The 26,625-nt window shown below is 40.9% G+C and carries 22 protein-coding genes; 16 read left to right on the top strand and 6 right to left on the bottom strand.

The window, feature by feature from the left end:
- Positions 1–11: 11 nt before the first annotated feature.
- Genes FAI41_07880 through FAI41_07845 form a run of 8 tightly spaced genes read left to right on the top strand, consistent with a single transcriptional unit; the run spans position 12 to position 6,917 of the window.
- Positions 12–818: a heme ABC transporter permease gene (locus FAI41_07880; protein ID QCE33499.1), complete on the top strand. Its 807-nt coding sequence runs from the start codon at positions 12–14 to the stop codon at positions 816–818.
- On the top strand, positions 815–1,003 hold the full coding sequence (locus FAI41_07875) for a hypothetical protein (GenBank protein ID QCE33498.1): 189 nt from the start codon (positions 815–817) through the stop codon (positions 1,001–1,003). Before FAI41_07880 ends, FAI41_07875 begins: the two co-directional genes overlap by 4 nt.
- The gene (ccmE, locus tag FAI41_07870) at positions 1,000–1,527 is read left to right on the top strand and encodes a cytochrome c maturation protein CcmE (protein ID QCE33497.1); all 528 of its coding nucleotides are present in this window, start codon (positions 1,000–1,002) and stop codon (positions 1,525–1,527) included. Before FAI41_07875 ends, ccmE begins: the two co-directional genes overlap by 4 nt.
- A complete protein-coding gene (locus tag FAI41_07865; GenBank protein ID QCE33496.1) occupies positions 1,524–3,506 on the top strand; it encodes a heme lyase CcmF/NrfE family subunit in 1,983 nt (660 codons plus the stop codon). The genes ccmE and FAI41_07865 overlap by 4 nt, the downstream gene beginning before the upstream one ends.
- A gap of 40 nt (positions 3,507–3,546) precedes the next feature.
- Positions 3,547–4,179, top strand: coding sequence for a redoxin domain-containing protein (locus FAI41_07860; protein ID QCE33495.1), 633 nt, complete (start codon positions 3,547–3,549; stop codon positions 4,177–4,179).
- Entirely contained in the window at positions 4,166–4,615 is a 450-nt protein-coding gene (locus FAI41_07855) for a cytochrome c-type biogenesis protein CcmH (protein QCE33494.1), read from the top strand. The genes FAI41_07860 and FAI41_07855 overlap by 14 nt, the downstream gene beginning before the upstream one ends.
- Positions 4,612–5,205, top strand: coding sequence for a hypothetical protein (locus tag FAI41_07850; protein ID QCE33493.1), 594 nt, complete (start codon positions 4,612–4,614; stop codon positions 5,203–5,205). The genes FAI41_07855 and FAI41_07850 overlap by 4 nt, the downstream gene beginning before the upstream one ends.
- A gap of 11 nt (positions 5,206–5,216) precedes the next feature.
- Positions 5,217–6,917 carry an NAD-dependent malic enzyme gene (locus FAI41_07845; GenBank protein ID QCE33492.1) on the top strand — a complete coding sequence of 567 codons (1,701 nt, stop codon included), beginning with the start codon at positions 5,217–5,219 and terminating at the stop codon, positions 6,915–6,917.
- Positions 6,918–6,956: 39 nt separating this feature from the next.
- Here the strand turns inward: FAI41_07845 and FAI41_07840 are convergent, their stop codons facing one another.
- From FAI41_07840 to hemA, 3 genes are read right to left on the bottom strand one after another with little or no spacing between them, the layout of a single operon-like run.
- Entirely contained in the window at positions 6,957–7,850 is an 894-nt protein-coding gene (locus tag FAI41_07840) for a hypothetical protein (GenBank protein QCE33491.1), read from the bottom strand.
- A gap of 45 nt (positions 7,851–7,895) precedes the next feature.
- Positions 7,896–8,582 carry a CvpA family protein gene (locus FAI41_07835; protein QCE33490.1) on the bottom strand — a complete coding sequence of 229 codons (687 nt, stop codon included), beginning with the start codon at positions 8,580–8,582 and terminating at the stop codon, positions 7,896–7,898.
- Between the two features lie 21 nt (positions 8,583–8,603).
- Positions 8,604–9,809, bottom strand: a complete 1,206-nt coding sequence (hemA, locus tag FAI41_07830; GenBank protein ID QCE33489.1) for a 5-aminolevulinate synthase — start codon at positions 9,807–9,809, stop codon at positions 8,604–8,606.
- A gap of 128 nt (positions 9,810–9,937) precedes the next feature.
- Between hemA and FAI41_07825 the strand changes: the two genes are divergently transcribed.
- From FAI41_07825 to FAI41_07795, 7 genes are all read left to right on the top strand, one after another.
- Positions 9,938–11,203 carry an MFS transporter gene (locus tag FAI41_07825; protein ID QCE33488.1) on the top strand — a complete coding sequence of 422 codons (1,266 nt, stop codon included), beginning with the start codon at positions 9,938–9,940 and terminating at the stop codon, positions 11,201–11,203.
- Positions 11,204–11,764: 561 nt separating this feature from the next.
- Complete coding sequence (locus FAI41_07820; GenBank protein QCE33487.1) at positions 11,765–14,458, top strand: TonB-dependent receptor; 2,694 nt, start codon at positions 11,765–11,767, stop codon at positions 14,456–14,458.
- A 245-nt stretch (positions 14,459–14,703) separates the two neighbouring features.
- Positions 14,704–15,927: a DUF4102 domain-containing protein gene (locus FAI41_07815; GenBank protein QCE33486.1), complete on the top strand. Its 1,224-nt coding sequence runs from the start codon at positions 14,704–14,706 to the stop codon at positions 15,925–15,927.
- On the top strand, positions 15,927–16,802 hold the full coding sequence (locus FAI41_07810) for a hypothetical protein (protein QCE33485.1): 876 nt from the start codon (positions 15,927–15,929) through the stop codon (positions 16,800–16,802). Before FAI41_07815 ends, FAI41_07810 begins: the two co-directional genes overlap by 1 nt.
- A 108-nt stretch (positions 16,803–16,910) precedes the next feature.
- Positions 16,911–17,126 carry a helix-turn-helix domain-containing protein gene (locus FAI41_07805; GenBank protein ID QCE33484.1) on the top strand — a complete coding sequence of 72 codons (216 nt, stop codon included), beginning with the start codon at positions 16,911–16,913 and terminating at the stop codon, positions 17,124–17,126.
- Positions 17,127–17,192: 66 nt separating this feature from the next.
- Positions 17,193–18,578 (top strand): hypothetical protein, encoded by a 1,386-nt coding sequence (locus FAI41_07800; GenBank protein ID QCE33483.1) that lies wholly within the window; start codon positions 17,193–17,195, stop codon positions 18,576–18,578.
- A 188-nt stretch (positions 18,579–18,766) separates the two neighbouring features.
- Complete coding sequence (locus tag FAI41_07795; protein ID QCE33482.1) at positions 18,767–19,612, top strand: hypothetical protein; 846 nt, start codon at positions 18,767–18,769, stop codon at positions 19,610–19,612.
- Between the two features lie 287 nt (positions 19,613–19,899).
- Here FAI41_07795 and FAI41_07790 read toward each other — a convergent pair whose 3' ends face one another.
- On the bottom strand, positions 19,900–20,928 hold the full coding sequence (locus tag FAI41_07790) for a hypothetical protein (GenBank protein QCE33481.1): 1,029 nt from the start codon (positions 20,926–20,928) through the stop codon (positions 19,900–19,902).
- Positions 20,929–21,044: 116 nt separating this feature from the next.
- Complete coding sequence (locus FAI41_07785) at positions 21,045–21,722, bottom strand: hypothetical protein (GenBank protein QCE33480.1); 678 nt, start codon at positions 21,720–21,722, stop codon at positions 21,045–21,047.
- 120 nt (positions 21,723–21,842) lie between these two features.
- On the opposite strand from FAI41_07785, the gene FAI41_07780 reads away from it, so the two are divergent.
- Entirely contained in the window at positions 21,843–25,544 is a 3,702-nt protein-coding gene (locus tag FAI41_07780) for a hypothetical protein (protein QCE33479.1), read from the top strand.
- A gap of 49 nt (positions 25,545–25,593) precedes the next feature.
- Here the strand turns inward: FAI41_07780 and FAI41_07775 are convergent, their stop codons facing one another.
- The gene (locus FAI41_07775) at positions 25,594–26,550 is read right to left on the bottom strand and encodes a hypothetical protein (GenBank protein QCE33478.1); all 957 of its coding nucleotides are present in this window, start codon (positions 26,548–26,550) and stop codon (positions 25,594–25,596) included.
- Positions 26,551–26,625 lie beyond the last annotated feature (75 nt).

Raw genomic sequence — 26,625 nt, 5'->3', positions numbered from 1 at the left:
TCCTATTTCTAATGCCTAAGGCTTCCCGCTCTTCTTTCTCTAATTCACAAGGGAAAGTCCAATCTTATTTCCATTATTTCGGCAATCCAACACGTTTACGGAAATTTCTTTCCTTTTTCTTAAACTATCTTGGATGGGCGGCGCTCCTTTTTCTTCTCATAGGTCTTTTTCTTGTCTCCTTCTATGCCCCGCAAGATTGGCAGCAAGGGGCAGTTTTTAAACTGATCTATCTCCATGTGCCGCTTGCATGGCTTAGCTGTAGCTTTTACCTGCTTTTAAGCTTTTTCTGCCTCCTCTTTCTGGTTTGGAAAAATCCCCTTGCGGGCCTTTTAGCCTCGCAAACAGCACCAGTCGGCCTTATTGCCTCTGCTTTGTGCCTGATAACGGGCGCTTTATGGGGTCGACCAACATGGGGAACATGGTGGGTTTGGGATGCACGCCTGACCTCTGTGCTTATTTTATTTTTTCTCTATCTTGGTTTTATCGCCCTCCAAAAAAGCTATAAAAATAATCCGGAAGGCATGCGCCTTTGCGCCCTTCTTGGCCTTGTCGGAGCCGTTGATCTGCCAATCATTCATTTTAGCGTTCAATGGTGGAGTACCCTTCACCAAGGCCCTACCTTCCGCCTAGGGCACATGCCGCCAATGCCGATGCAAATGTGGCTTCCGCTGCTTTTCACCTTTTTAGGTTTTAGTCTTGGCGGGTTATGGCTGATTTTAGCCAAAACTTATACCGCCCTAAGAGCCCGCCAACTCAAAGGATTACTGGAAACAGAAACACCGCATAGCTCTGCCTATACGATTGGGAATATTCCATGACCGATTTGATAAAATTTTACGAAAATACCCTTTCTGATCCGCATTCCTTTGTTTTTGTTCTCATCGGCTATTTTATTGTCTTGGGAACTTGCGCTTATGCTGTTATCAAAACCCTTAAAGAAATCATTCAATACCGTAAGCAAATCAAACAAATCACCCTGAAAAAAGAATTATCTAAAGAATGACCTCGCCCTTCCAAGAATTTAAGAAATCCCTTCCGGCAAAATGGCGACGTCTTTTAGCTGTCCTTGTTATTTTACTTTCTCTAAGTCTTGCCCTCTTTTTCTTTTTACGGGCTTTTTCGACAAATCTCTTATTTTTCACAACCCCTTCCCAACTTAGCAGTCAACAAGTTCCGCTAAATAAAGAAGTTCGTTTAGGCGGCATGGTCGTCTCAGAAAGCTGGCGTCAGGGAGAGCGAGATCATCACCCTTTCCACTGGTTTGAAGTAACAGACGGACAGGCCAGCCAAAAAGTCTATTATGCTGGTATCATGCCGGATCTTTTCCGTGAGGGGCAGTCAGTTGTCGTCTTAGGACATTTAAATAAAGATAATAATTTTATTGCAAGTGAAGTTCTCGCACGTCATGACGAAACCTATATGCCGCCCGAAGTTGCCAAGGCCCTGCAAGAAAGTGGCAAATGGGACCCTCGTTTTGGGCCGCCGCCTGATCCAAAAGAATGGCAGGCAATGATTAAAAGCAAATGAATTTCTTTTTTTCGCTTTTGAATCCGGAAACAGGCTTATTTGCGCTTATCCTTGCCATTTGTTTTTGGTTTTCTCAGGCTCTTATCGCTTTTTTAGGATTTCTTTTTCCACAGGAAAAAAGCCTTATCCCGACTTTTAAAGGAATTGCCCTTGCTGGCATGGTCTCCATTGTCACGGCCATGCTCACTTTGCTGGTTGCTTTTGGCCATAATGATTTTTCATTGCAGCTTGTCACAGAAAATTCTGAATCTTCTGCGCCGCTTCTTTACAGGTTGGCAGGAAGCTGGGGCAATCATAACGGCTCCTTGCTCTTATGGTTATGCCTGCTCGGCATTTGCAATTATGTGGCCGTTAAAAATCTCTCTTACTTGAAAGATACTGCCTTAAGCCAAATAAGTTTCCTAATTTTGGGACTTGTTACCGGCGGATTAGGACTGTTTTCGCTACTGACCTCCAATCCTTTTTGCCGTCTTTTTCCAGCGCCAAGCGAGGGGTCTGGATTAAATCCCCTTTTGCTTGACCCCGGCCTTGCCTGTCATCCTCCCCTTCTTTATTCGGGATATGTCGCCTTTTGTGTTCCTTTTGCGCTCACAATTTCCGCTCTTTTTAATGGTAAAATGAGTGAAGAACTGCTGCTCGCTTTGCGAAAATGGGCTTTAATCGGCTGGAGCCTCCTTTCCGGTGGTATCTTGCTCGGTGCCTGGTGGGCTTATGGCACGCTGGGATGGGGTGGATACTGGTTCTGGGACCCCGTAGAAAATGCCTCTTTGATGCCTTGGCTAACCGCCACGGCGCTTTTACATGCAAGCGCTGTGAGCGTCAGCCAAAAACGGATGATCTGCTGGAGCTTCGCCCTTTCGCTTACAAGCTTTATCCTATCGCTCATGGCAACTTTTTTCGTACGCTCCGGCATTATGAACTCTGTCCATTCTTTTGCTGCCAACCCAGAAAAAGGCGAAGGGATTCTTCTTTTGCTTAGCCTAACGATTATTGGCGGATTCGGCTTGTTTGCTCTGCGCTCCCCCCTCTTTAAAGATCAAAAAAAAGCTATTCCGCTGATTTCAACGGAAAATGCCATCGTCCTCAATAATATTCTTCTCTGTGCGATGATGGTGACAGTTTTAACAGGGACATTATACCCGCCCCTATCCCAATTTATCGCTGGACATATTCTCTCTGTCGGGAAACCCTTTTTTGATCAAACCATTCTGCCAATGGCATGGCCGCTTTTACTCCTCATGGGGATTGCCTTTTTTCTGCCATTGAAGGAAGAAGTCACTCTCGCTGCCTTCCTCCGAAAAATCTCTCTGCCAGCACTGAGCAGTCTCATCGCCCTTCCTTTTATCTATGCAATGGGGATGAATATTGCCGGAGATCTGTTCTTTTTTGCCGCAATCTGGATGATTTTAGGGAGCTTTCAAAGCCTTTATGCTACCTTTTTCTCTGCCAAGCAGAATGAACCCTTTCTCAATCGACTAAAAAAGAAGTCAAAACTTTTTTATGCCATTACGGCCCATATCGGCGTTGGCATTGCTGTTCTAGGCCTTTCAGGGCTTACAGCCTCTCAAGGAGATGTTGTTTCTCTCGCCGAAGGAGAAAATGTGACGATCGGACATGATCGCTGGCAGCTTGATTCGGTGACAAAAATTTCTGCCTCTGATTATCAAGGGGTTAAAGCACATCTTTCCATCTGGAAAGATCAAAAAAAATGCGCAATCCTAACACCAGAACGCCGATTTTACCGCCGCCAAAGACAGGCCATTTCAACGCCAGCCATTAAGCATCAATTTTTCCAAGACCGCTATGCCGTTCTTTCGACGCTGTCGCAAGAAAAAGGAGAAACAAAATATCTCCTAAAATTAAGGACTCATCCTCTCGGTTCTTGGTTCTGGATTGGGGGGCTTATCGCTGTTCTTGCTGTCGTTTTTGCCCATTTAAGACCCATATGGTTTACCCCCTTCTCAAAATCATCCCTTTAACGCCCTTTTTTCCTTACACCTCCCTGCTTATATAAATATCATGAAAAATTCCTCTCCCTTCCATCTTCGATCCCTTTTTGGCCGCTTTATCCCTGTGGCCGGTATGGCTATTTTAGCCTTTTCTCTTTGGATGGTTTTAGGCGCACTAAAAGACGGACATTACGATCCGAGAGCCATTGGTGCCCCTTCCAAACTGCATCCTATTCCAGATTTCAAAGCGCAGGCACTTTTTGAGGAAAAGGATTTTTTTGACAGCGAGGCACTTAAACAAGAAAAAAAACCTGTTTTGGTTGTTTTCTTTTCCTCTTGGTGTATTGCCTGCATTTCCGAAATGCCCTTCCTCAAAGATATTGCGAAAACAGTGCCGCTTTGGGGCGTTGACTATGATGACAAACCCGCTAAAGGGCGTGCCTTTGTTAAAAAATTCAATGTTGATTTTGAAAGAGTGGATGCCGACCAAGAAGGGATTATTGGTGCAAACTGGGGTTTAACAGGTGTTCCAGAATCTTTTCTCGTCATGCCCGGTGGAAAAATTGCTTGGCATGCAGATGGGCCGATTGATATGCAAGATCTTGAATCACATATTATTCCCTTAATTCAACACGAGAACATGCTTCCCTCCGCTTCCATGATGACGGAAAAAAACGTTCCCTTTCCTACTGTTAAAGGATGATGTTGCATTGAAAGGCACAAGATTTCTTTGCTTTTTGACTCTTTTCCTCCTTGCACTTACCACCACGCTCAAACCTGTTTGGGCGTTAGAAAATCCTGAGGAAAAACTTCCCTCTCTCCAACAAGAACTTTTAGCTGAACAAATTGGACGACAGTTACGTTGCCCTGTCTGCCAAAATGCTAATATTGAGGAAAGCAGTGCGCCGCTTGCCAAAACATTACGAACGGCAATCCGCCAACAAGTTGCTGAGGGCAAGAATGAGAACGACATTTTGCAATGGATGCAGGAACGCTATGGCGATTTTATCTTTTTAACACCACCTCTCTCACGCTATTCCTTTTTTCTTTGGATAACGCCTATTTTAAGCCTTCTGATTGGCATGGCAATTTTTCTGATGAGACGGAAAACGCTTTACTCAAAGGCGGTACAAGAATGATCCTGCTTTCTCTCTTTCTTTTGCTTCTTTTGGCTTTCAGCGCCTTTTTTCTCGGTGCTGGGCGTAAATTCTCCCCCTCTTTCCTTTCCTTAGCGATAATTTTACCACTTCCGCTGATTGCGTTGGGGCTTTACGGCTTTTTTGGTAATCCTTCGATCCCAAGCGCCACAAAATCCGCTCCGAAAATTCCTAAACAAATTCAACAGACTTTTGCAAAACTCGAAATAACAGCCGAACAAACACCCGACCCTGTTCTCCGAAGCCAAAAACTCCGCCTCTTAGCCGAGATTGCGTTTCGCTCCAATGCAAAAGACTTTGCGCTTAAAATGTGGCAAAAATCCCTTGATGCACACTTCTCTTCTGAATCTGCTATCGAATTAGCCGAGGCCGAAAGTGAACAAGCCGGCTATGTAACCAAACCGGCGCAGGCGCTCTACGCAAAATCCCTTGAAAATCCCCTTATAAACGCAAATGATCCCAAAGCGCCAACATGGCAAAAAATTGCACAAATGCGCCTAATGCAAGCGGAGCAGGAACGTGAAAAAGAAGGCGATGAAACGCAGCTCCTTTCACCTGAAAATGCGTCATAAGACGATAAAGAATGAGGTTTAAAATGACACAATCCCCTCTCAAAATAACAAAAACAGGTTTAGACTTGATCCGTGATGCCCGTCTTAATAAAGGCCTCGCTTTTAGCCAAAAAGAACGCTTGGATTTTCAACTGAACGGCATTTTAGCCCCTGCTGTTTTAAGTCTTGAGGAACAGATTCAAAACGCATGGGCGGGATTGAAATCTATTGAGGATCGCCCCTCCCAATATCGCTGGCTGCGGGAAATTCGTCAGGATAATGAAACGCTTTTTTATGCTTTGCTCCAAACCTATCCGCAGGAGCTTCTGCCGATTATCTATACGCCCGGCATCGGCGAAGCTTGCTTAAATTATCCATTTTCAGGTAATCGCCCCGAAGGATTCTACCTTTCTGCAGGATGTAAAATCCCTGTCAAAGAACAGCTTGCCAATGCGCCTAAAAATATCCGCCTGATTGTCGTGACAGATGGTAGCCGGATTTTAGGTCTAGGAGATTTGGGCGCAAACGGGATTGGCATTGTGATCGGGAAATCCGCACTTTATACAGGATTTGCGCAGATTGATCCTGCTCTGATTTTACCGATCATGCTGGATATTGGAACAGAAAATGAAAAATATCTTCAAGATCCTGCCTATATGGGCTGGCGGCATAAACGCCTCCAAGGCAAAAAATATGATGATTTTATTTCAGAATGCGTCTCTGCCTTTCAGGAAAAATATCCTTCTGCATTACTCCATTGGGAGGATTTTAACAGAGAACATGCCGCACCGCTTCTAACCCGTTATCACAAGCAATATTTGAGCTTTAATGATGATATTCAGGGCACAGCTTCTATCACGCTTGCGGCGATTTTAGCAGCGCTCATCCGGACAGGACGTCCCCTCAAAGAAGAGAAAATCATGATTTTCGGTGGCGGCTCCGCAGGCTGTGGTATTGCCACCCTCATCGCCGCACTCTTGAGAAAACAAGGGCTCAGCGAGGCAGAAAGCACACAAAATATCTATCTCGTTGATCGTTTCGGATTGATTACGGAAGAGATGGAAAACCTCACCAAAGAACAAAAAATCTTTGCGAAATCCAGCGGCACTGCCGATAGTGCTGGAACAGACCTCGCACAGCTTGTCAAACGCCTAAAACCCAGCACGCTTATCGGTGTTTCCGGACAGGCCAATATGTTTACAGAAGCCGTTCTCCGTCAAATGGGCGAGAATAGCCCCTGCCCGATTATCTTTCCGCTTTCCAACCCAACCGATCACGCCGAAGCCACTCCGGCCGAAATTTACAAAGCCACCAATGGCAGAGCGATGATCTGCACCGGCAGTCCTTTTCCACCCTTGGAAATTAAAAGCACCGATATGGATGAGAACAGACCGACAACGCGTGATGTTCTTTTTTCTCAGGTCAATAATGCCGCCGTCTTTCCGGGGATTGGCTTAGGCGCCTTGGCCTGTGAAGCCAAGGAAATTTCAGAAGGCATGTTTCTTGCCGCCGCCATTAGAATTGCCCAATCCTCGCCCAATAAAGTCTCCAAAGAAAACGGCATTTTGCCTAAAGTCGAGAATTTTTCAGAACTTGCTTTAGAAGTTGCCAATGCCGTTGCAGAACAGGCACAAAAAGAAAATCTCTGCCCAAAATTCACACCGGAAATTTTAGAGGAAAAACTTACCGCTCTCCAATGGAAAGCGGCATATCGGGAATATATGCCTGCCTAAAATTTAAGAACGAAACAAATAAGGGGCAGAACTTGCCCTTTATTTTTTCTTTTTAGGCCAAGGATGCGCCTTCTCATATTGCTTAACCTGCTTATAAGCCTTTTCCAACAAACCCTTTTCATTCGACTGAATTGCTTCAAGACGCTCTTGCAAATTTGGCTTATCTTGTAGATCAGCTACCCCATCTAAATGCCCTGCCAAACGATGATGTAAATCTAAAATATCGCCCTTGGCATCCACCAATCCGATGATGTTCGGATAGGAAAACACATTCCAATCTAAATCTAACCCGTAATGCGGTATCCATGATTTAGGATTAAATATAATTGCCCCTTGCTCCAGCATGGCAATTTGCACGCCGTTCCGATCCGTAATTTTTCCGTTTTGGTCGGCTTGCCCTACTTTTAACTGGTCAAGATGTGCATCCATCTGCGTCTTGCCATAAAAATTTTGCTCTGAAATCTTTTTTAACTCTTGCCGATGTAATTTCCGCCAAATCGAAAAATCAATACCCACTAAAAGCGCATTATCAAGGGCAACATATTTTTCAGAAACGGCAGGGTCCAGCCCCAAAGTTGGCAAAGCATGTTTTTTTATTTTCATAACGGCATCCTCTACCCACCCGACAAGCTCACCGTCCAATGTCCAAATACCAGCCCGCAAGGGAACTTCTTTCAGCGCTCCCTTTGAGACGTCCGCCGGCTTTGCCTTAGGATCACTGTCATTATTCTGGTTTTCTCGATTGGCAAACGGGATAAAAGCCTCTTGCTGGGGCAAATAAATGCCGGCACCATTTGGACGCTCCTCAATCTCACCCTGTAAGATTTCTACCTTTGGTGCCTGAGGAATACCCCCTTGCGCCCAAGAGAGACAGGAACAGCCAAAAAATCCTGCGCCAATCAGAACGGCGCTTAATATTCTTTTTTTCATCATTTTTACGGCTGTCCTTTTTGACTTCTATTTCAAATTTTAAAAAGATTATTCCGCCCATTCCTCTGCACCGTCATCATCCGGCGGTATCTCATCCTCTGGCGTTTGCGCTGAGTGTGTTAGCGGTGTGGATTTACTGGCGCTCAAAGAAGGTAATAAGGTTCGGGCACTTTGGTTTACCTCCCACAACTCCTGTGCAAGACCGGTTTGTTTACGAATTTTTTCTAAATCCGGATTAAATTTATCTAAAATTTGAACGCTATAATTCAACCCCTCGACAAAAGGCCCATCTGTTGGGATGTATTGCTGAATTAAAACGGGAATAGTTCTTATGGCGACAAAATAAAGAACGACTAAAACCAGCCAGCCCCGCACGCCGCCAAAAGCTGCCCCAAGCAACGCATCGACAGGCGGCGAGAGAAATCCCCTAATGGCAGGGGCGATCCAGCGCCCGATAAAATTAAACGTAAAAAGGGAAATAAAAAAAACAGCAGCACCGCTAATCCAAGAGGTCAAAAAACCTGCCGAAATATGCGTTGCCAACCAAGGAACAAAAATTTCATATTCACGGCAGGTAATGAGGGCGGCACCAACCCATGAAGTCAGGCCAAAAAGCTCTTTGCTAATGCCTCTGATAAATCCCCAAGCGATGGAGGCAAAAAGCAATAAAAGCCCTGCGGTCTCTAAAGCGCTTAAAGGGTGACCGAAAAAAGCATTTATCATATCAGAGGACATTTTTTACCTTTATGGAAAGCTTTATTTCTTTAAAGGCAAATTATATTCTCGCCAAAGTGTCAAAAGCGATTTAACCAAATCATCAATATCCTCTTTGGTATGTAAAGGCCCCGGTGTGAGGCGGATACGTTCCAGCCCCTTGGGCACTGTTGGGTAGTTAATTGGCTGGAGATAATGGCCAAAACGGTTCAGCAAATTATCTGTAAGCTGACGGCAAAGTTTTGGATCCCCAATCATCACCGGCACGATATGGCTTGGATTATCAAGGTGTGGAATGCCAACTTCATCTAATTTCTGGCGCAAATAAGCGACCGATTTTTTCTGTCCATCACGCTCTTCGTTATGATGGCGAAGATAGCGCACACTCGCCCAAGCGCCTGCAGCATCGGAAGGCGGCAAGGCGGTTGAGAAAATAAAACCCGATCCAAAAGAGCGCACAAAGTCGCAAAGTGCTGCAGAAGCGGCAATATAACCGCCCGTCACCCCGAAACCTTTGCCTAATGTGCCTTCAATAATGGTCAAACGATGTTCAAGGCCACGTTCCTGCGCCACACCGCCACCATTTTTGCCATACATACCAACCGCATGAACCTCATCAATATAGGTCATCGCATCATATTTATCGGCTAAATCACAAATTTCCTCGATTGGTGCAATATCGCCATCCATCGAATAAACAGATTCAAAAGCGATTAATTTTGGACAATCTTTCGGGAGAGCTTTTAATTTCTCTTCCAAATCCTGTAGATCATTATGTTTAAAAATCCGTTTTTCGGCTTTAGAATGGCGTATTCCCTCGATCATGGAGGCGTGATTAAGCTCGTCTGACAAAATCACGCAATTTTTTAATCTTGCCCCGATTGTGCCCAGCGTGACCCAGTTGGAGAGATAGCCTGAATTAAAAAGAAGTGCGGCTTCTTTGCCATGAAGGGCGGCAAGCTCTTTTTCTAAGCCAACATGGGCTTGAGTCGTCCCTGAAATATTGCGAGTTCCACCAGCGCCTGCACCATTATTGTCTAAGCAATCATGCATTGCTTTGAGAACGGTTGGGTGCTGTCCCATTCCGAGATAATCATTAGAGCACCAAACCATGACCTCTTTGCCGATCCCGTGATGAAAAGCTCTTGGGAACTTGCCGACTTTTCGTTCCAGCTCTGCAAAATAACGGTAGCTTCCATCCGCATGAAGCCCCTCTAGGGCTGAGCGAAATTGTCCCTCATAATCCATAAAACGACCTTTAAATAACCTTATCTGTAAGACATTGCTGTAAACATTCTTTATGATGTTTCTAAGCGAAACGTAAGCAGATTAACATCATTTTGATTTTTTCTGAAAAAAACGGGTATCTTTTCTCCATGATTATCAATGAAGCCATACAAAATCTTGTGAAAACCGTTCAAACACTTTGGCCTTGGAGAGCCATTATTTTTGCCGCCTTTGCCGGATGGCTTTTGGACGCCTCCGCCCAAACGCTTCTCTTATTTGTGATGCCCAATATTATGGCAGATCTCCATGCCTCTATGACGGCGATGGGAAGCATTCTTTTTGCGCAGGCAATCGGCAGAATGGGCGGCAGTATTGCCGGCGGATGGTTTGCAGACCGCTATGGACGTAAACCCACTTTTCTCATTTCCATTCTTCTCATTGGCATTTTTACAGGATTGACAGGACTTTCCCAAACTGTACCCCAGCTCATTTTGGCGCAATGTATCTTTGGTCTCGGATTTGGTGCTGCATGGACAGCCTCGGCAACCTTGCTCATGGAATCTGTTCCGCCGGAAATTAGAGACCGTGCCTCTGCCCTGATGATGTTGGGCTATGAGTTTGGATATCTTTGTTCTGCTGGCGTTCAAGCGATCCTTTTACCGCTCATTGGCTGGCGATTACTCTTTTTAAGTGGGGTTTTCCCTTTCTTTCTCGGCCTCTTTATTTATCATTTCCTCTCTGAAAGTCCCAAATGGCAGCCAAGAACGCTTTCAAAGCAAAATCAAAGAGAAATACCCAACAGAAAAACGGCCTTTTTTCAGAAATTTCTTCCGGCATCCCTCTTTGCGACAAGCTATAAAGGGGCGGCATGGCAGGCGATTATTGTCATGGCGACGATTGCATTTTCAAAAGCAGCCATTTTAGCCTTTTTCCCAACCATTTTAAAAACAGAGCACGGCTGGAGTCCTGCGGATGTTTTCTGGCCTGTTTCCCTTTATTGTGTTGGCTCCATCATTGGAAAGCTTCTTTCAGGATTTAATACAGGCCGTAAAGGAATGGTGCCGATTTTCCTGATCTGCCTCATTGTGAGTGGCCTGATTTCTATTCCCTATTTTCTTGCCTCAAATTTTTGGATTATTTTGCTTTCAGCCTTCGTGATCGGCCTAGCCGCCTCTGGCGTTTTTGCGATTATCCCAGCCTATCTTTCTCTGCGTTTTCCAGACGCCTATCGAGGAAGCGGTATCGGCTGGAGCAATGCCGCTGGCGCTATCGGCCAAGGGACGGCCTCAAAATTAGTGCCTTTTGCGGCGCTTTTAACAGGGGTCCTTAGCACCGGTGCGCTTTATACAACTTTTCTAGGCTTGGGTTTTGCCATTTTCTTTATTCTTTTCCGCCCTCGCCTTCCCCAAAATTAAGCTGAATTTTATAAAATCTTTTTCTTTTCTTTTTAAAATTTTTGTGTAGTCTTTCCTCTAGAGGATTATTTCCCTCTTTAAAAATTGAGGTTTTCACTGTAACGGCGCCTTCTTAAAACAAGCGCCCTTATTAAAATTCACCCCCTCTTATCCGTGGTTCTGTCTCTGGAAAAGACAAATCGGATAGGATGCTCTATCGGGTTCTATAAAATGACTTTTTCACTTCGTGCTACCAAGCGCTATCCTTTTCTTCCCTCTTCTGTCGTTTTTTTCAAAACCTCTAAAAAATCCTTCTTAAGCTGTTGTCGGCCCTGTTGAGAAATCTCCTGTATTTTTCGCTATAACAGCTTAAAAATTTTGGATTTTATACTTTTCCCATCCAAAAATTTATAATTTTCAAAAGTCTTTTTCTACGCATTTTATTTTGAAATAAAAATGTGATGGGAAAATCTTACCCAAAATTCAAAAGCGTTATCTAAACTCACTCACCGCTTATTCATCAAATTATTGTCTCTGAAAAAGACAATCGAATAAGCAGTTTCAAAGGGTTTCCGTGCTTTTATGACAATTTTTAACGCTTTCAAAAGGCGTCAAAATTATTTTCTGCTGCCTTCTAAACTTTGCATCATTTCAAGTTTTTCTTTTTTTTCACCCCTTCATGCGCAAGGCATCGAAAGCCCCTCAGCAGATGGCATTACCTCTGATGCCATTGCGAGCTTTTCAGGGGCGGCAACAGGTGAGACTGAAACACGTTCTACACCGCCAGATTCTATGAATACCGACACAAATTCAAATACCATATCCATGCCACCAAAGGACAATCAGGAGGAAGGCACCCCTTTCAAAGAAAGTCCAACCTATAAAAAATTCTTTACCCCTGTGCGCGATCTTTCCCCTCGAAAAAAATATAGAAATCGCCTTTCCACTGCCCCCTCTCATGCGGCTCCTGAACATTTCGGCGTTGCAGGACATCGCCGCAGGCATCTTCCAGATATTGAAGAATCTCAAAATGCAGAAACAACCATTGGGCGAAAAACCCTTGAGCATTTTGTTGCTGGAACAAACCCGCTTGAGGCGCTTGCCCTTTCAACACCAGGCGCAAGTTTTGCGTCTTCGGACGCACAAGGTCTGGATGCAGGAGCCAACACTTTTTACCTCAGAGGGTATAATCAAAGTCAGCTTGGCTTCACGATGGACGGAATCCCTATGGGCAACCAAGCCTTTGGTGGCTCCTCTGGTGTAGAGGTTAACCAAATTGAAATTCAGGAAAATATTTTAAGTGTTTCAGCCAGTCAGGGAGCCGGTGCACTTGATACCCCCTCCGCTCAAACTTTGGGCGGCGCAGTAACATATACGACCTTAGATCCCTCTGAGAAGTTTGGAATTAAAATCGGGCAGCAATTTGGAAGCTTTAGCGGCTATCGTACTTTTGGACGTTTAGATTCAGGACGGCTTAATCCGACAGGAACAAAATTCCAAGCTTCCTTTTTACGTAATCAGTCCAATAACTGGACAGGTGGGGGTTTCCAACGAGAAGAAACAATGGATTTCAAGGCCGTTCAGCCCGTTTCTAACTTTGGGAAAATCACACTAAGCTCCCGCTGGGCAGATGTTCCGCAATATAACTATCCCGAAAATGACGAACATATGATCCAAAGTCTCGGCTATGGCGATCATAATTTTTATCCCAATTACGGTCAGGCCAAACAATGGGCGAATGCCTGCCATACCGGAAATTTAACAGGTTTACCCAGCGGTGTTAGCCAAAATGACGCCTGTAATCTTTCCTATCAAGGCACGCAGGTCGAGCGCACCTATCTCGAAGCCTTGCGAAGTGATTTCCAAATTAGTCCTGCCATTAAATCCAGCACGGTTGCCTATGGGCAAGTCTCAGATAATTGGGAAGGTGGTGCCAATCCGACCCTCATGTCGCCCGGAACAGGCAACGGATATCCTGTAGATATGGCCGAATATGATGAGCATATAAAAGGACGTCGTGTCGGTGTTACCCAGAATTTCCAATTTCAACTCGGCCACCGAAATACGCTAAAAACAGGAATCTGGTACGAAAATAACCGTTACCATATGCCCCTCATTTTACATGCTTTCGGACCGAATGACCCAATCAATAATGATTTTGATTTAACCAACGCAAGCGGCGTTACCACCGAGCAAAACCAATTTACGACCAATACTTTTCAATTTTACATCGAAAATGGTTTTCAGCTCGCTCGAAATATGAATTTTACCTACGGCTTTAAATCTTTAGTCCAGACAACCAATGGTGGCATGCGTTCTTATAATCACGATCTTTCTGCATGGGGATTAGGCCCTGATGCCATCCGCCCAGCATGGGGGCGTCTAACGGCTTCGAACGCTTTTCTCCCTCATTTCAATTATGACTGGAAATTCCTGCCAAAGCATGAATTCTATTTTGATGTGGCAGAAAATATGCGCCCTTACGATGCCTATACGCCTTGGAACTCTCTTGGCTCAGCCAGCGCAGGTGTCGGAAGCGCACAGACAATTTTTAACCAAGAACAACAAAATCTTCGACCAGAGCGAACATGGAACTATGTGGTGGGCTATCGCTATTCAGGAAAACCTTTTTCTTTTGGCATTGATTATTATCATACCGATTATCTGAATCGGCTTGGCAATGTGCGTTCAGCTTCAGCCAATGATGTCGCCGCAGGAAACCAATATCTTAATCTTGGCGGTGAAAAAATGGATGGCGTGGATCTTATTGGCATTGCCCATCTTTCACACATTCTGAGATTACCCGATGCTTTGGGCAAACTCGATTTTATGAATAGCTTTAGTTACGATCATGCCGTTTATGAAAATAGCGCTATTCCAACAGCCACAGGGCCTGTTTCAATCAAAGGCGATCAGCAAATCTATTATCCAAGATATATGTATAAAACCAATGTTCATTATCTCAATGGCCGCATGGCATTAGATTTGAACGTTAATTATAACAGTAAGCGCTCTGTTACCTATACTGGCGATATCAAGGCCCCCGCTTACTGGAGCTCTGAATTGACAGCCTCTTATATGCTCGGAAGGCAAGGTGCGGAAAATCGTTTTAAACTGACTTTCGGTGTTACCAATCTATTTGGTGAGCAATATATTGGCGGCACTTATGGCGCAGCAGCCTTAAAAGGCGGACCCAACGATGATGACGGCGGCAATACAAATATGTTTTGGGCAGCACCAAGAGAATTCTTTGGCTCTGTCAATGCGGTTTTCTAAGAAGGGAAGCACAAAAAAACCGATAAGGCGATCAAGGCTTTATCGGTGCATCATTTTTTCTTTTTAAGAAACAGAATGGTGGTGTAACAAGGACTTAACCATAATCTACTAACATCTTTTTATGTCTATAAAAACACACAGTCACTAAGAGTGATAGAAAACAACTTTCTTCTTGCGTCTATATATTTCTTTCATTATCTTTCTTTTCATTGCATACTATCTGCATACCATTTAGGAAAAGAAAGTTGGCAAAAAAGAACTCTGGACAACTCTTTGAATCGAAACTTGAGAGCCTCGGAAAAGGAGAATATGGAGATGGTGGAAAACTGTCTCTCGTAAAATCTTCGACAGGCAACAAAGGGAAATGGGTCTTTCGATTTGTAAGTCCGTTAACAAAAAAAACACGTCGAATGGGATTAGGATCTCTTCCTATAGTGTCCCTTGATGAAGCTAGAGAGAAAGCTAGAAAAGCTCGATTATTACTTGATGAGCAAAAAGATCCCTTAGAAGAACGTGTTCGAGAAAATTTGGCATTACAAAAAATTCACGGCCTGTCTTTTGAAGAAGTATCAGAAAGATACATTCTCTCAATGTTTCCTCGCTGGAAAGACGGTAAAAACGGCTCAACGTATAGAAAGCATAAAAACCAGCTTGCTCTTCATGCCTTTCCTATAATTGGAAAGCGCCCTATTGCAGCCGTAGACAAAAATGACATTTTACAAGTTTTAGAGCCTTTATTTGAAGATAAAAAAGGGAAAACGGCTTTAGAATTACGGAAATATTTAAAATCTATTTTAGATTATGCAAAAGCACGTGAATGGAGAAGCGGCGACAACCCTGCTGAATGGAGGGGAAACCTCAACCACATACTCCCCGACCCTTCTAAAATATCACCCGTAAAACACCATAAAGCCTTAGAATCCAAACAAATGCCTACATTCATGAAGGCATTAATGCAGAGCAATGGCATCGCAGCTCTGGCAGCTCGTTTCGTTATTTTAACAGCAACACGAAGCGGAGAAGGACGCAAAGCTCTCTGGGGAGAGATAAATTTCAAAAAAAATCTATGGATCATTCCAGAAATACGCATGAAAGCTGGTAAGGAACACATTGTTCCCCTCTCACCAGAAGTAGTCGAACTACTAAAGACAGTAAGACCGCTGAGCAATGGCAACGGACTAATTTTCCCAAATTCAAAAAACAAACCCTTATCGGATGTCGCACTTTTAAAAGCCGTCAAACTTGCTGGGAAAGCTGTAGGAGAACCCGACCTCACCCTGCATGGTCTAAGAGCAACTTTTAGAACGTGGGTTGGGGATGAAACAAATCACGAAAGAGAAGTTGCTGAACATGCCTTAGCTCATGCTGTTGGCGTAGTATCAGAACGATCTTATGCCCGAGGCACAATGATAGAAAAACGCCGCATCCTTATGGATGATTGGGGAAAATTTTGTATGGGAGAAAGCTAATGGATGAAGATGAGTTTCAACTCGGATGGAAAGGATACTTTTTTGAGGATTTTCCAGATATAAATTGGCAGGAAAAAATACTTTACACCTTCGCAATTCCTCTCTCTCGCTCACCAATGCAACAACAATTACTCGCTGACAGAATATATTCCTTTTTGCGAGAATCTTCCAAAAAAGAAAAGTTTTCTCAAAAAAAATTTGAAGCGCATCTTGCTAACCTTACAGCCATTATCGAAATTTGCCTTCATATAAAAGAAAGCGCAGATATAATCTTGGATTACTGGGTTTTAAACGGACACAATCCAAATCACTTACCATCCCATAATGCCTTCACTCAATGGCATTCAAAGTATTTAGACCTTTGCTCCTTTCCCGAAACACCACAAGAACTATGGAAAAACATCCTTCCATCAAAAGTAGCTGGTCTAAAGGAAAAAAATAAGCGTAGAGCAAAACTCTATGATATGCAGTCTATTTTTATAACCATTTTAGCAACTGAATTTTACGGAAGCTCTACAGAAAAAATCTGGACTCAGAATCAAAAAGATGCCGCTGATTGGTTAGGGATCACAAATCATGAAAAAACCAAAGCACTAATAGCAAAAGGTTGTAAGCTCCTCGGCGTCCACCCTCCAAAGAAGGGGCACAACCCAATGCCATTTGGACAGGAGGTTCAAGATTCAATTAAAGCTGCACATATCCGTGAAGAAAAAATAGAAAGAATTCAAAAAGAAATGCGAAAGCTAAGACAATACAGAGAAAACCCTGAAGAATACAAATCTGAAATAGAAGCGCTAGGAGGCGAAGAAGGCATGGACGATTACTTTGTTGCACTCCTTGAACATCTAGCGAGTCGAGGGAAATCTACCCTCTGAATCGTGTCCTATACCATTGAAAACAAATCTTCGTGTTATTGAAGATTCAATAAGAAAATAGAGGGCTTTAAAAGACTTAAATGCTCTTGCTTTTTGAAAGGATCGAGAATGACAGAATTAGAGCAAAAATATTACAGCCCAAAAGCAGCGCAAAAAATTTTTAGCATTGGCAAGGATAAGCTGTATGGACTTCTAAACGAGGGCAAAATTGAAGGAATTAAGGTCGGAAAAAGCACATTAATTCCTGCCTCTTCGATTAGAGATTACTTTGCTTCTTGCCCAAAATATTTAGGAGGTGATTGGAAAGAAACTAAAAAACAATAAAAAAGCGACCTTCTAGCTGAAACTAAAAGGCCGCCACAGAAAACCACAAAAGGAACGCTTATTCGCTTGCAGGCCATGAGCGCTCCTTTTCGATCAATTTTTATGAAAGGGTTTCCTATGCGAGATTCTAACGAAAAAAACACATCTTGTAAAAATATTCTTCACACTACTATCCCCTTCCCTACCCTCTCAAGATTAGGCTGGTCTGATGAATTAAAGAAAATCATGGGCGATGAAGAAGCAGGTAAAGTTCAAAAATTAGAAGCCTTTGTCTCTCTCACTCCTGAACTTCAAAATCTACTGGCGTTTGATGAATTAACAAACCGTTTCATCCTTATGAAAGAGCCGCCAAGTATCCGAAAAAATTCCTTTTCTGCTTTAGGATATGGCGAAAAATTTCCTATTCCTTTTAAAGAAAGACATCTTTTAAGAATTACAGAATGGATAGAGGCAACAACCTCTTTAAGAACCCAAAATAAAAGGAAAGTTATTCGGGCTTATTTAGAGGATGCAGGAAACCAAAATAGGCAAAATCAAATTAGAGATTATCTACAATCTCTCGAATGGGACGGCACAAACAGATTAGATCATTTCTTTGCGACAGCTTGGCAATTACCTCCCTCTGAATATCTAAAAGAAATCGGCTCTCGTTTTATGATAGCGGCCGTTGCTAGAGCTTTAGTTACTCATGCCCCCTATAAATTCGACTGGATGCCTGTTTTTAGTGGTTTCCAAGGCATGGGGAAAAGCCGATTTGTTCGTATCCTCTTTGGCAAATGGGCAAAAGAAGATCTTTCCGCCAATATTCGGGATAAAGATGCCGCCCAAGAGCTTCAAGGTATCTGGGGGGTAGAAATATCTGAACTAGCCAGCCTCAGAAGAACCTCCCACGAAACGGCAAAAAGCTTTCTAAGCCGAGAAGTCGATAATTACCGCCCATCTTACGCAAGAGAAGCCGAGAACTTCCCAAGGCGTTGTGTTTTCATTGGCACAAGCAACGAAGAAAGATTTTTAACTGATCCAACAGGCAACAGAAGATTTATGCCTATTTTTGTTAATAAATCTTTAAATACCGAATGGCTTATAGACAATAGAGATCAGCTTTGGGCAGAAGCTTATGCACGCTACGAAAGAAATCCAGAACAACGAACTGACCCACCGGAGCATTTAAAAGAACAAATTGCGGCCATTCACGAAAGAGCCACAGAGAGCGACATTTTAGAAGAAAGAATTCAAGATATTCTTTCTAAAAATCTCATTGGCTATCGAGAGGGCACAAGATGGGAAGGCAGAAAAGACTTTCCACTTTCTCTCTTAGCTGAAGCTTTGGGAAACAAAATGCCTGACATGCGTCTAAATCGACGCCTCGGTTCCATCTTAAATAAGCTGGGCTATCAGAAAACAAGGAAAATGATTCAGGACAAACAATCTACTGTCTGGGAGAAAATTTAAAAAAAACAAATCTCTGAAATGAAACGGTGCAAACAATGCAAGAATATAGATAAAGGAGAAAAAAACCAGAAATCATGCATTTTTGAATTGCATCACTCCCTTTATACGGTACAAATTTTGCACCGTATTTACACCTTACAGCACAGAGAAAAAACCCACAGGAATTAACAGATCAAGGAATATTTAGAATGGAAAAATCTTCTCAACAGATCCAAGAACTCAGCGAGATTTTTAAGGAAATCATTCATGTTATTTCAGACAAAATAGAAGAAGAGAAAAACAATTTCAGTCATCTTCCGCTCCTATTAGAGGTATTCAACGATTATCAAAAAAATCTTTCTACCTATACCTATGAAGAGAAAGGGCAGCTCATAGGCAAATGGAGACCTCTTCTTGAGAAGAAAGATAAGCACCAAAGCCTTTGGCAAGCCCTCTCACAAATTAAAGGGGATTATGATGATTTTTCTTGGGAAACGGTCTCTTATGATGTTGCCAAAGGGATCTTACTTGATGTGAGAGCCTATATTTCCGTACATTTTTGTGAACTTGAAAAAGAACCAAAAGCGAACGCTGAAAAAATCAAATCTCTGCACGATAGTTCCTCTAAACTTACACAATTAGAAGATACGCTTCAGGTAGATAATCCTTATTTAAGCTATCGTGTAACGAAAGAATGGGGTGGCCTTTTCAAACTTAAAGATAATGACAAAACACTTTGGGAAAAATTAGAAAGCGGAAATATTTCTATTCCCTACCCCAAGGAACAAATCCTCGCAGAAACTGCAAATAACATTCTAAGTAATATTTCCAAAAAAATTAGACGGAAAGCCTATCTTCTCTCTCGTAAAAACAGAGGAAAAGAAGATGAAGTAAAATATCTACAAGAAGCTCATGTTTATATTGATGATCTCAGACATGGCATCCGCACTTACAATCCAGAATATAGCAAAGACATTCTCAATGAATGGGAGCCTCTTCTTGAAGAAGGGAAAGAAGAGGCCTTCTGGGAAAAGATTTATAAATTGATAGAATAAAAATTCTAAGGAAATAAGGGGAAACCTATGTAGAGCGCAAGCCTACACGCCTATTCATTTAAGATAAGTGGCTTCCCCCAAAAAAGTCTGACGATTGCTCTCTATTCAATCCTGTTTTTTAGCTAACTTTATTCGGCTCTCATTGCACGGGCAGCAATCTTGCTGGCATGTAATACTGCAGAGAAATCATCAGAACCGCCACCATTGAGAAGACTACTCTCAGGCAGGAAGACTTTAATCTCCTCCTCAGAGTTTAAAGGAACGAAACTATAAAAAAGACATTCCAATTATTGAAATTTTATCTCTTCTGCTAGTCCTTTGGAACGGTAATATAACCAATGACGGACTTTTAAGTTTTCAGAAAGAAAAATAGGAGCATAATCAAGGCTAATCCTTTCTTTTGCACGTTCTACTTGGACAGGATACTTCAACTGCTTTTTAAAGTCTTCAGATGTCGAGCTCTCTTCTTTCCAAAGTACATACTCCGTTTCTTTAGAAATTTTGGTATTGGCCTCTCCCTTAAAAGCCAACGAATGTCCAGTGATACAACGAGGACCTGTAAAAAATCTAGATAATAGAGAAAAATCATACGTATAGACACCACTATCTGGATAATACCACATCGGCATTGAATACAAGATAACTGGTATAATTTCCTTAATTTTCTCTCTATTTTCTTTAAGGAACGCAACAAGAGGATTACCAGATAAATTATTATATTTATCTGCTTTCTCAGAACCGATTATCTTTTCTACTTCTACCTTTAATCGATTAGCTTGCTGCACATGACCACGAGTTTTACTATTATTGCCACAGGGATTTGTATGTCTTACTTTTTCCCCCTTCATCCCCTCTAATGCATATAAACTAAATAGTTCTGCCTTACACTCAAAAATAAAGAGTATTTCATCCCATAAAACAAGAGCATCATACTCACATTGCTGCCTTGTCTCTGGAGATTTGAAGGTTCCTTTGATGACTTCAAAATGATCATGTTTACTCTCTTGCTCTTTCAAAACATTATAAACATTCTCTTCAAACATTTTTCCCTTATCAAAAAACTCTAAAGCGTGTATTCGCTCTTTTAAATTTTTAAAAGGCTTTTGATATTTTATATTTTTAGCAATCCTTGAAAAATTTGATCTAATTGCCTGAAAAATATCTGTGTATTTTACGGCAAAAAGAAAAATAAAATTGATTTCATCTGTTATCGAAAGAATGGGCGTATCGAATAAATCTTTAGAGGTCTTATCATACAAAACATTTTTGTAAAAAATATCCGCCTCTATTTGACTGAAATCCGAATATTCAGTCAAAAAATAGATAATATCTTCCTTCTTAACTTGACAAAAACCATCTTCCTTTTCGCTCTTTAAGAAGAAGCATTTAAGACAAATATATCCTTCTCCCCACTTATAGAATGAGAGACCTTCTATCTCTTTTCCAATAACTCTTTAAATTTTTTATTAGAAGGAAATCCATAAAATCTTTTGACGGATGAAAGAAATTGATGTCTTTCCCCTGTAATAAATAAGGAGATATCTTTATCAAGATTTTTGACCTGATCTCTGGTTATCCCTTCCGCAAAAGCTATTTTAGACTGTTCCTGCCAGTCTTGCATACGACAACAACGAATGAATGGTAATAATAATTCATTTTTTTGTTCTTCTGTTAAGTTATTTTCATCCTGATAAAAATCTCCATTCAAGGAAAAAGAAATCCCCTCACCCCCTACATAATCATACTTATTTCTTATGGACTTAAATTTATTTTTTACTAAACTTTTTCCTAATTTCTTTTCCCACAACTCTAATTCTTTTTTTTCTTTTTCCTTATCGCCGAATTTAATCTTAGAAGGATTTCCTTTAAAAAGAGCATCGAAATCCGCACCCAAAATGGTTGGAAGGTTCCTTGAAATAATTTCACATACAACTGACCAACGCTCCTCATTTTGACATGACTTATAAAGTTTATCCAACATATCCATCAATGCATATATAAATACACTAAATGAGGCTATTGATGCCTCTTTCTGTTTAAAAAAAGGATACGTAGAGAGTACCCTTTCTTCCATTTCATCTATCGAAAATTTTTTAATATCTTCTGTCATATTGTAACTTCAGAGCCCCTTTAATTATCCTATAATTTCAAAAAATTATGTTAAACTTATTGCTACGAGATAAGAAAAAATTAGCGTTATCTATATTAGCTCATTTTAGGAGAATATTTTATGCCTTTTGATAAAAAACTCATTACAAATGTGTTAAATCAATCTAATAATTTTCAAAAAGAATTTGCTCCGACCTCTCTCTCAAAGCGCTTAGAGAAATTTAGTAAAATAGAAGCCTTAAAGGCCGTTGGGGGACTTTTTACTCGTCCTGAGTTCCATGCAAACACACTTCGCTTAGAACATCTTGTCCATCTGATAATGATCTATTGCAACGGAACGGCAAAAGTTACCCATAAAAACGTGAAAGATTGGCTAGAATTTTTAGCCAACACTTCTCCATGCATCTCACAAGAAGACCCTATTGAAGATGTCTTTGTTTCTAATCTTGAATCCTATCATGGAAATCTCATGGTTTTTGAAGGCATCTGGACAAATAACAATTATTTTTTATCGGCTATTATTAACGCCTTATCCCAATGTACCAATGATAAAATTACAGAGGCTAGAGAGAACCTTTATTCAATATTTTCATTATTACGATTGGGAAATGAAGTCGCTAAGCGTGCTAAATTATATAGAAATATCGCTAATCTAAAATCATCTCCAAATACGACTAAACTTCCTTTACCTCCCGAAGAATTTAAAAAATGGGGGGATTATCTTATTTTTACTCAAGAAGATTTAAATAGTCTTCAAATACCTTTTACTAGCTTGTCAGCATTTTTTATTTCAGAAAATCAAATTAACAAGCTCAAAGAAGAGAAATCAGGCAACTCCTCTCTACTTTCTCATCCACTCATAAAAATTGAGGATGATACGTTTATCATCTCTCTTTTACCAGCTATTGGCGTTGCAGCTCGCCGCTTTGCCTTATCCTCAGCGCTACGTTCTGGATTTATAGATTCATTTCAAAAATATATTGATGAATATCATTTTCAAATTTTTCTAAATACCTCACACTTATTATCCTTAAAACCAATTAGCCAAGATATCCTAACGGAAAATCCTTATGAAAGGATCGCCTCCTTTGATGAAGGAAGCTATGCCCATATCATACTATCATCCGTAAATTTAAAGAACAATGAAGCAGGAATTATGGATGTTCCTTCTCCTCCGCCCGCACTTATTACTAACCGCATCATTGAAGTTTCTAAAAACTTAAGTGAACAATCTAATTTTAGAAAAGGTATCACTATTATTTTACATGGGGGACTTGGGAGTGGCTTATATACCTCTTTAAATGCAAATACTTTTGATAAAAATTGGCATATCATACCACTTACTTCAGGTGATTTAGAATTATTAGCTTATGATTCTGATTTTTTTCTTTTACGCCTCTACCGCCTTTTAGAACGTCAAAGAGACCCAAAAAATCCACTCATGCCAACAGAACCTCTAAACCTTTATGGTTTTTTTAAAGAGCGAAATTTTGACTTATACTTTGATAATGAACCTTCTGGGATGCCTGTTTTATTCTCTCCTTGCCAAGATCAGGGAGTGTTTCGTGTCAAAATGCGTCAGCTTTTAAATAAACACCTTTTAAGAGATCCATCATTACCTCAATGGCTCCCTGTTCAGCGAAAAAATCTTTTTCCTTACTTCTCAGATATGAAAGAAGGAAAATTTTATGTCTCATTGTTAGATATAAGCCAACAACGGCTACGAGGTTGTTATGAAAATAATGAATATAAATGGTGGGTTGAAATAAATAATACCTTGAATGACTTTCAGCCTTCTAGCCAAATACAACTGTCATGGCTTCTCTTTGAAGCTTTTGAGTTTTGGATTGGGCGCATTGCCGAAGCCATTAAAAGTGAATTTCACCTACCAAAATGGATTTTCTTTAATATTACCTATTCAAATACCGAAAAAAAAGAAATTATCCTCAACCCAAAAAGCCCCCAACAAATTAATATTGAATTTTCAAAACAATTTTTTGAAAAATGCCAACAGCCCAAAAATGAAGGCGAGCGTCTGCTAGTTGAGACCCTTATCAAGGGTTTGCTTATACCAAGTAATTCAAAAATAAATGAAGATCTTATTGGCAATCTGGTTAACCCTATTATACCAGAAGGACATGCAAGACATATACACATGTTTCAGGCACAGTCTCTAAGTGATTTTATTTTTAATAGCGCGCCATTAAAAAAGCCTCGTTTATGCACTGCTGAAATAACAAGTTTAATTGATAATGGTTTTGCATTTAATTTAGGCATTCCTAATATATCTGAAGGTCAACCAAGTAATGAAACTGCACTGAAACTATTGTATAAAGGGATGGATGTTTTATGGGAAACAATCCAAAAAAGACTCAATGAATTAGATCGTAAAAGTGTCATTATAAAAGCTCTTAAGAACCATGACGCTATTCTAAAAGAAAGAACTCAGTGGGAACGTACCGCCTCTTCTTTGCAGGCATGTCACACATCAGAGAAAGATGAAGTCCTCAATATCTCTGCCAATCAGGAAGCTTTACGAGCAACTTCTGCTGTATCCTCTAGAGTTATAGTCGAAATGGCCATTTGTGAATCTCGTACCCAAAATGGCAGAATCTGTGGGGATGATGATTTAGATTTTTTACTCACTTACATTGCAAAATTTATTGATTTGTCTGCACATTATAGCGAAATAAAAAGCGGTATATTAGGAACCAACTTATTTGTGTTGCCTAGTGGAAAAATGAACTTCAAAACAGATTTTCTAGAGAACGTTAAGACACCCTATATTCAACAGCTCTACAGCAGAAATTTCGATAGCCACGTTGAAGAATATCCAAGCTTATATACTGACAAAAACCTTAATAAGGAAAAGCAAAAAGTACAATCAACAAGAGAAGAGCATGCCAACTTTTTTAAAGCTATGGAAATTGAATATAGCGTCTCCTTCGAAACTCTCGGAGCATTGGCAGGTTTACTAAGTGAAGAAGTAATTAAACAGAAGAAAACAATCCTTGAAATCTCTGAAAAAGAATTGCTTAAAATATGTGTTTCATTGGGAATGACAGAGACACAATCCCATCAAACCCTTAAAAGGCTTTCTCTCGAACCAAGAGAACAATGGAAAAAGCCTCCTTCAGAGCATAAAGAAGGGGATATCCTCCCTTGGAGGAATCAACGTAAATACTCCCTTATCTCACGTCCTTTTATTCGTCTTGAGGACGCTAATCATCCAATTTACTTAATCTCAATACCTGGGTTCGAGCAATCTTTAAAATATTTGTGCCAAGCTATAGCTGGTACTCTAGCAGCAGATCTGTTTTACAGTGATGATATGAAAAAATGGATTGGATCTAAGATTGGTGAATTAGGTCTTGCATTTAACGCTGAAGTCTCAGAACGCCTAAAAGAATTGGATTTTCATACACAAGTAGAAGTTCCAATGACAAATTTAGGAGGAAAGAAAAAGAATGGCGATATTGATGTCCTAGCATCGAAAAAAGAGACGAATACTGTTTACCTCATTGAATGTAAACGCTTAATAACGTCTAAAAACACTGAAGAAATCGTACGACGTCTAACAGAATATGCCCCCGACCAAAATCCACAAGGGAAACGTAGCCCAACCCAAAAACATTTGGATAGAATAGCGGTTATTAAAAATAACTTAGATCAAATATCTCAAACGACAGGCATTCCTAAACATAAGCTTCAGATAAAATCTTGCTTAGTAACTAGTGGCGTTACACCTATACCTTTCCAAAAAACGATTAAAGATTGCTTTGATTTTATTCTGAATTTTGATTCGTTGGAAAAGCTAATGTAAGGGAACTTTTGCTCTACAAGTTAACGGTACTCAATATGAAAGATAGAAACTACTCTGCCTTCATTTTTTCCCATGCATGAGCATGGTAGCTACACATGTCTGAACAGTAGTCAAAATCATCGGGACTGAAACGATCTTCACATACTGAACAAATGGGCGGCGTGTCACCACAAAAAACGCACCCTTCCCCCATCACCCAACCTTCTTTAAAACATTCGGGACAAGTTATAACAAGAATTTCTGCCCCCTTAGTTCTATGGGCATGCATTCCAGCTATCTCTTCAAGAGCGACTTCAAATATGCTTTCATAATTGAGTTTTTCACCGCACTCAGAGCATTCTAAGTTTATATTTTCAAACAATGCATTCTTTGGATCAATCTGCTTAACGAGAGATGATCCACATGTTGGGCAACTTAACCACTCTATGGCCTCTCCTAATATATCAAACTTCCAATTTATTTCATCAAAAGATTCTAAGCAGTGCTTCTTATGCTGCTCAAAAACAGCTTTATTGTCTAAAAGAGCTTTCCAAATATTTGCCTGAAACAAATCCGCAGGTTTTTTAGCAAGATGCGTCACCAGTAATTCCTCAATGAGAGGCATCGCAGAGGCTAATGCTTCTTTAGTCGCAGCTGGTGTTGCTTGCATAAACAGATGCTCAATTTCATTACGAATTTTAGCTAATTTTTCGAGACTTTTCCAATTAAGAGGAAGCTTCAATGTTGTGAAACGCTCTTCAATCTCACGTCTATCTATTGTATTTACATGTATTTTTTGTGGAACCATAAGCACTTTGCCATCAATTTCTTTCGGCACAAGCTTTTTATAGATTAAAGAGCCATCCGTTTTAGGAGGTGACTTCTCAAAAAGCACTTGCTTACATAGCAAAAGTACACCTGCATATAGGTTGCGAAGTGAGGAGATAATACGACGGTCTTCATCTGTTTGATAATCCTCAACGCCAAGTTCTATAGATAAAATAGCATTGTCTAAAAGGTCTTTCATATCTTAACTTTCACCTATTTGTTGTTAATTAATATTAAAATTGAAGATTTCTACTTATTTTATAAGTTATTGTTT

The organism is Acetobacteraceae bacterium (assembly GCA_004843165.1).
In the GTDB taxonomy this organism is placed as follows: domain Bacteria; phylum Pseudomonadota; class Alphaproteobacteria; order Acetobacterales; family Acetobacteraceae.
The sequence above is the reverse complement of the archived record's forward strand: the minus strand, read 5'-3'. Positions and strand labels throughout refer to the sequence as shown.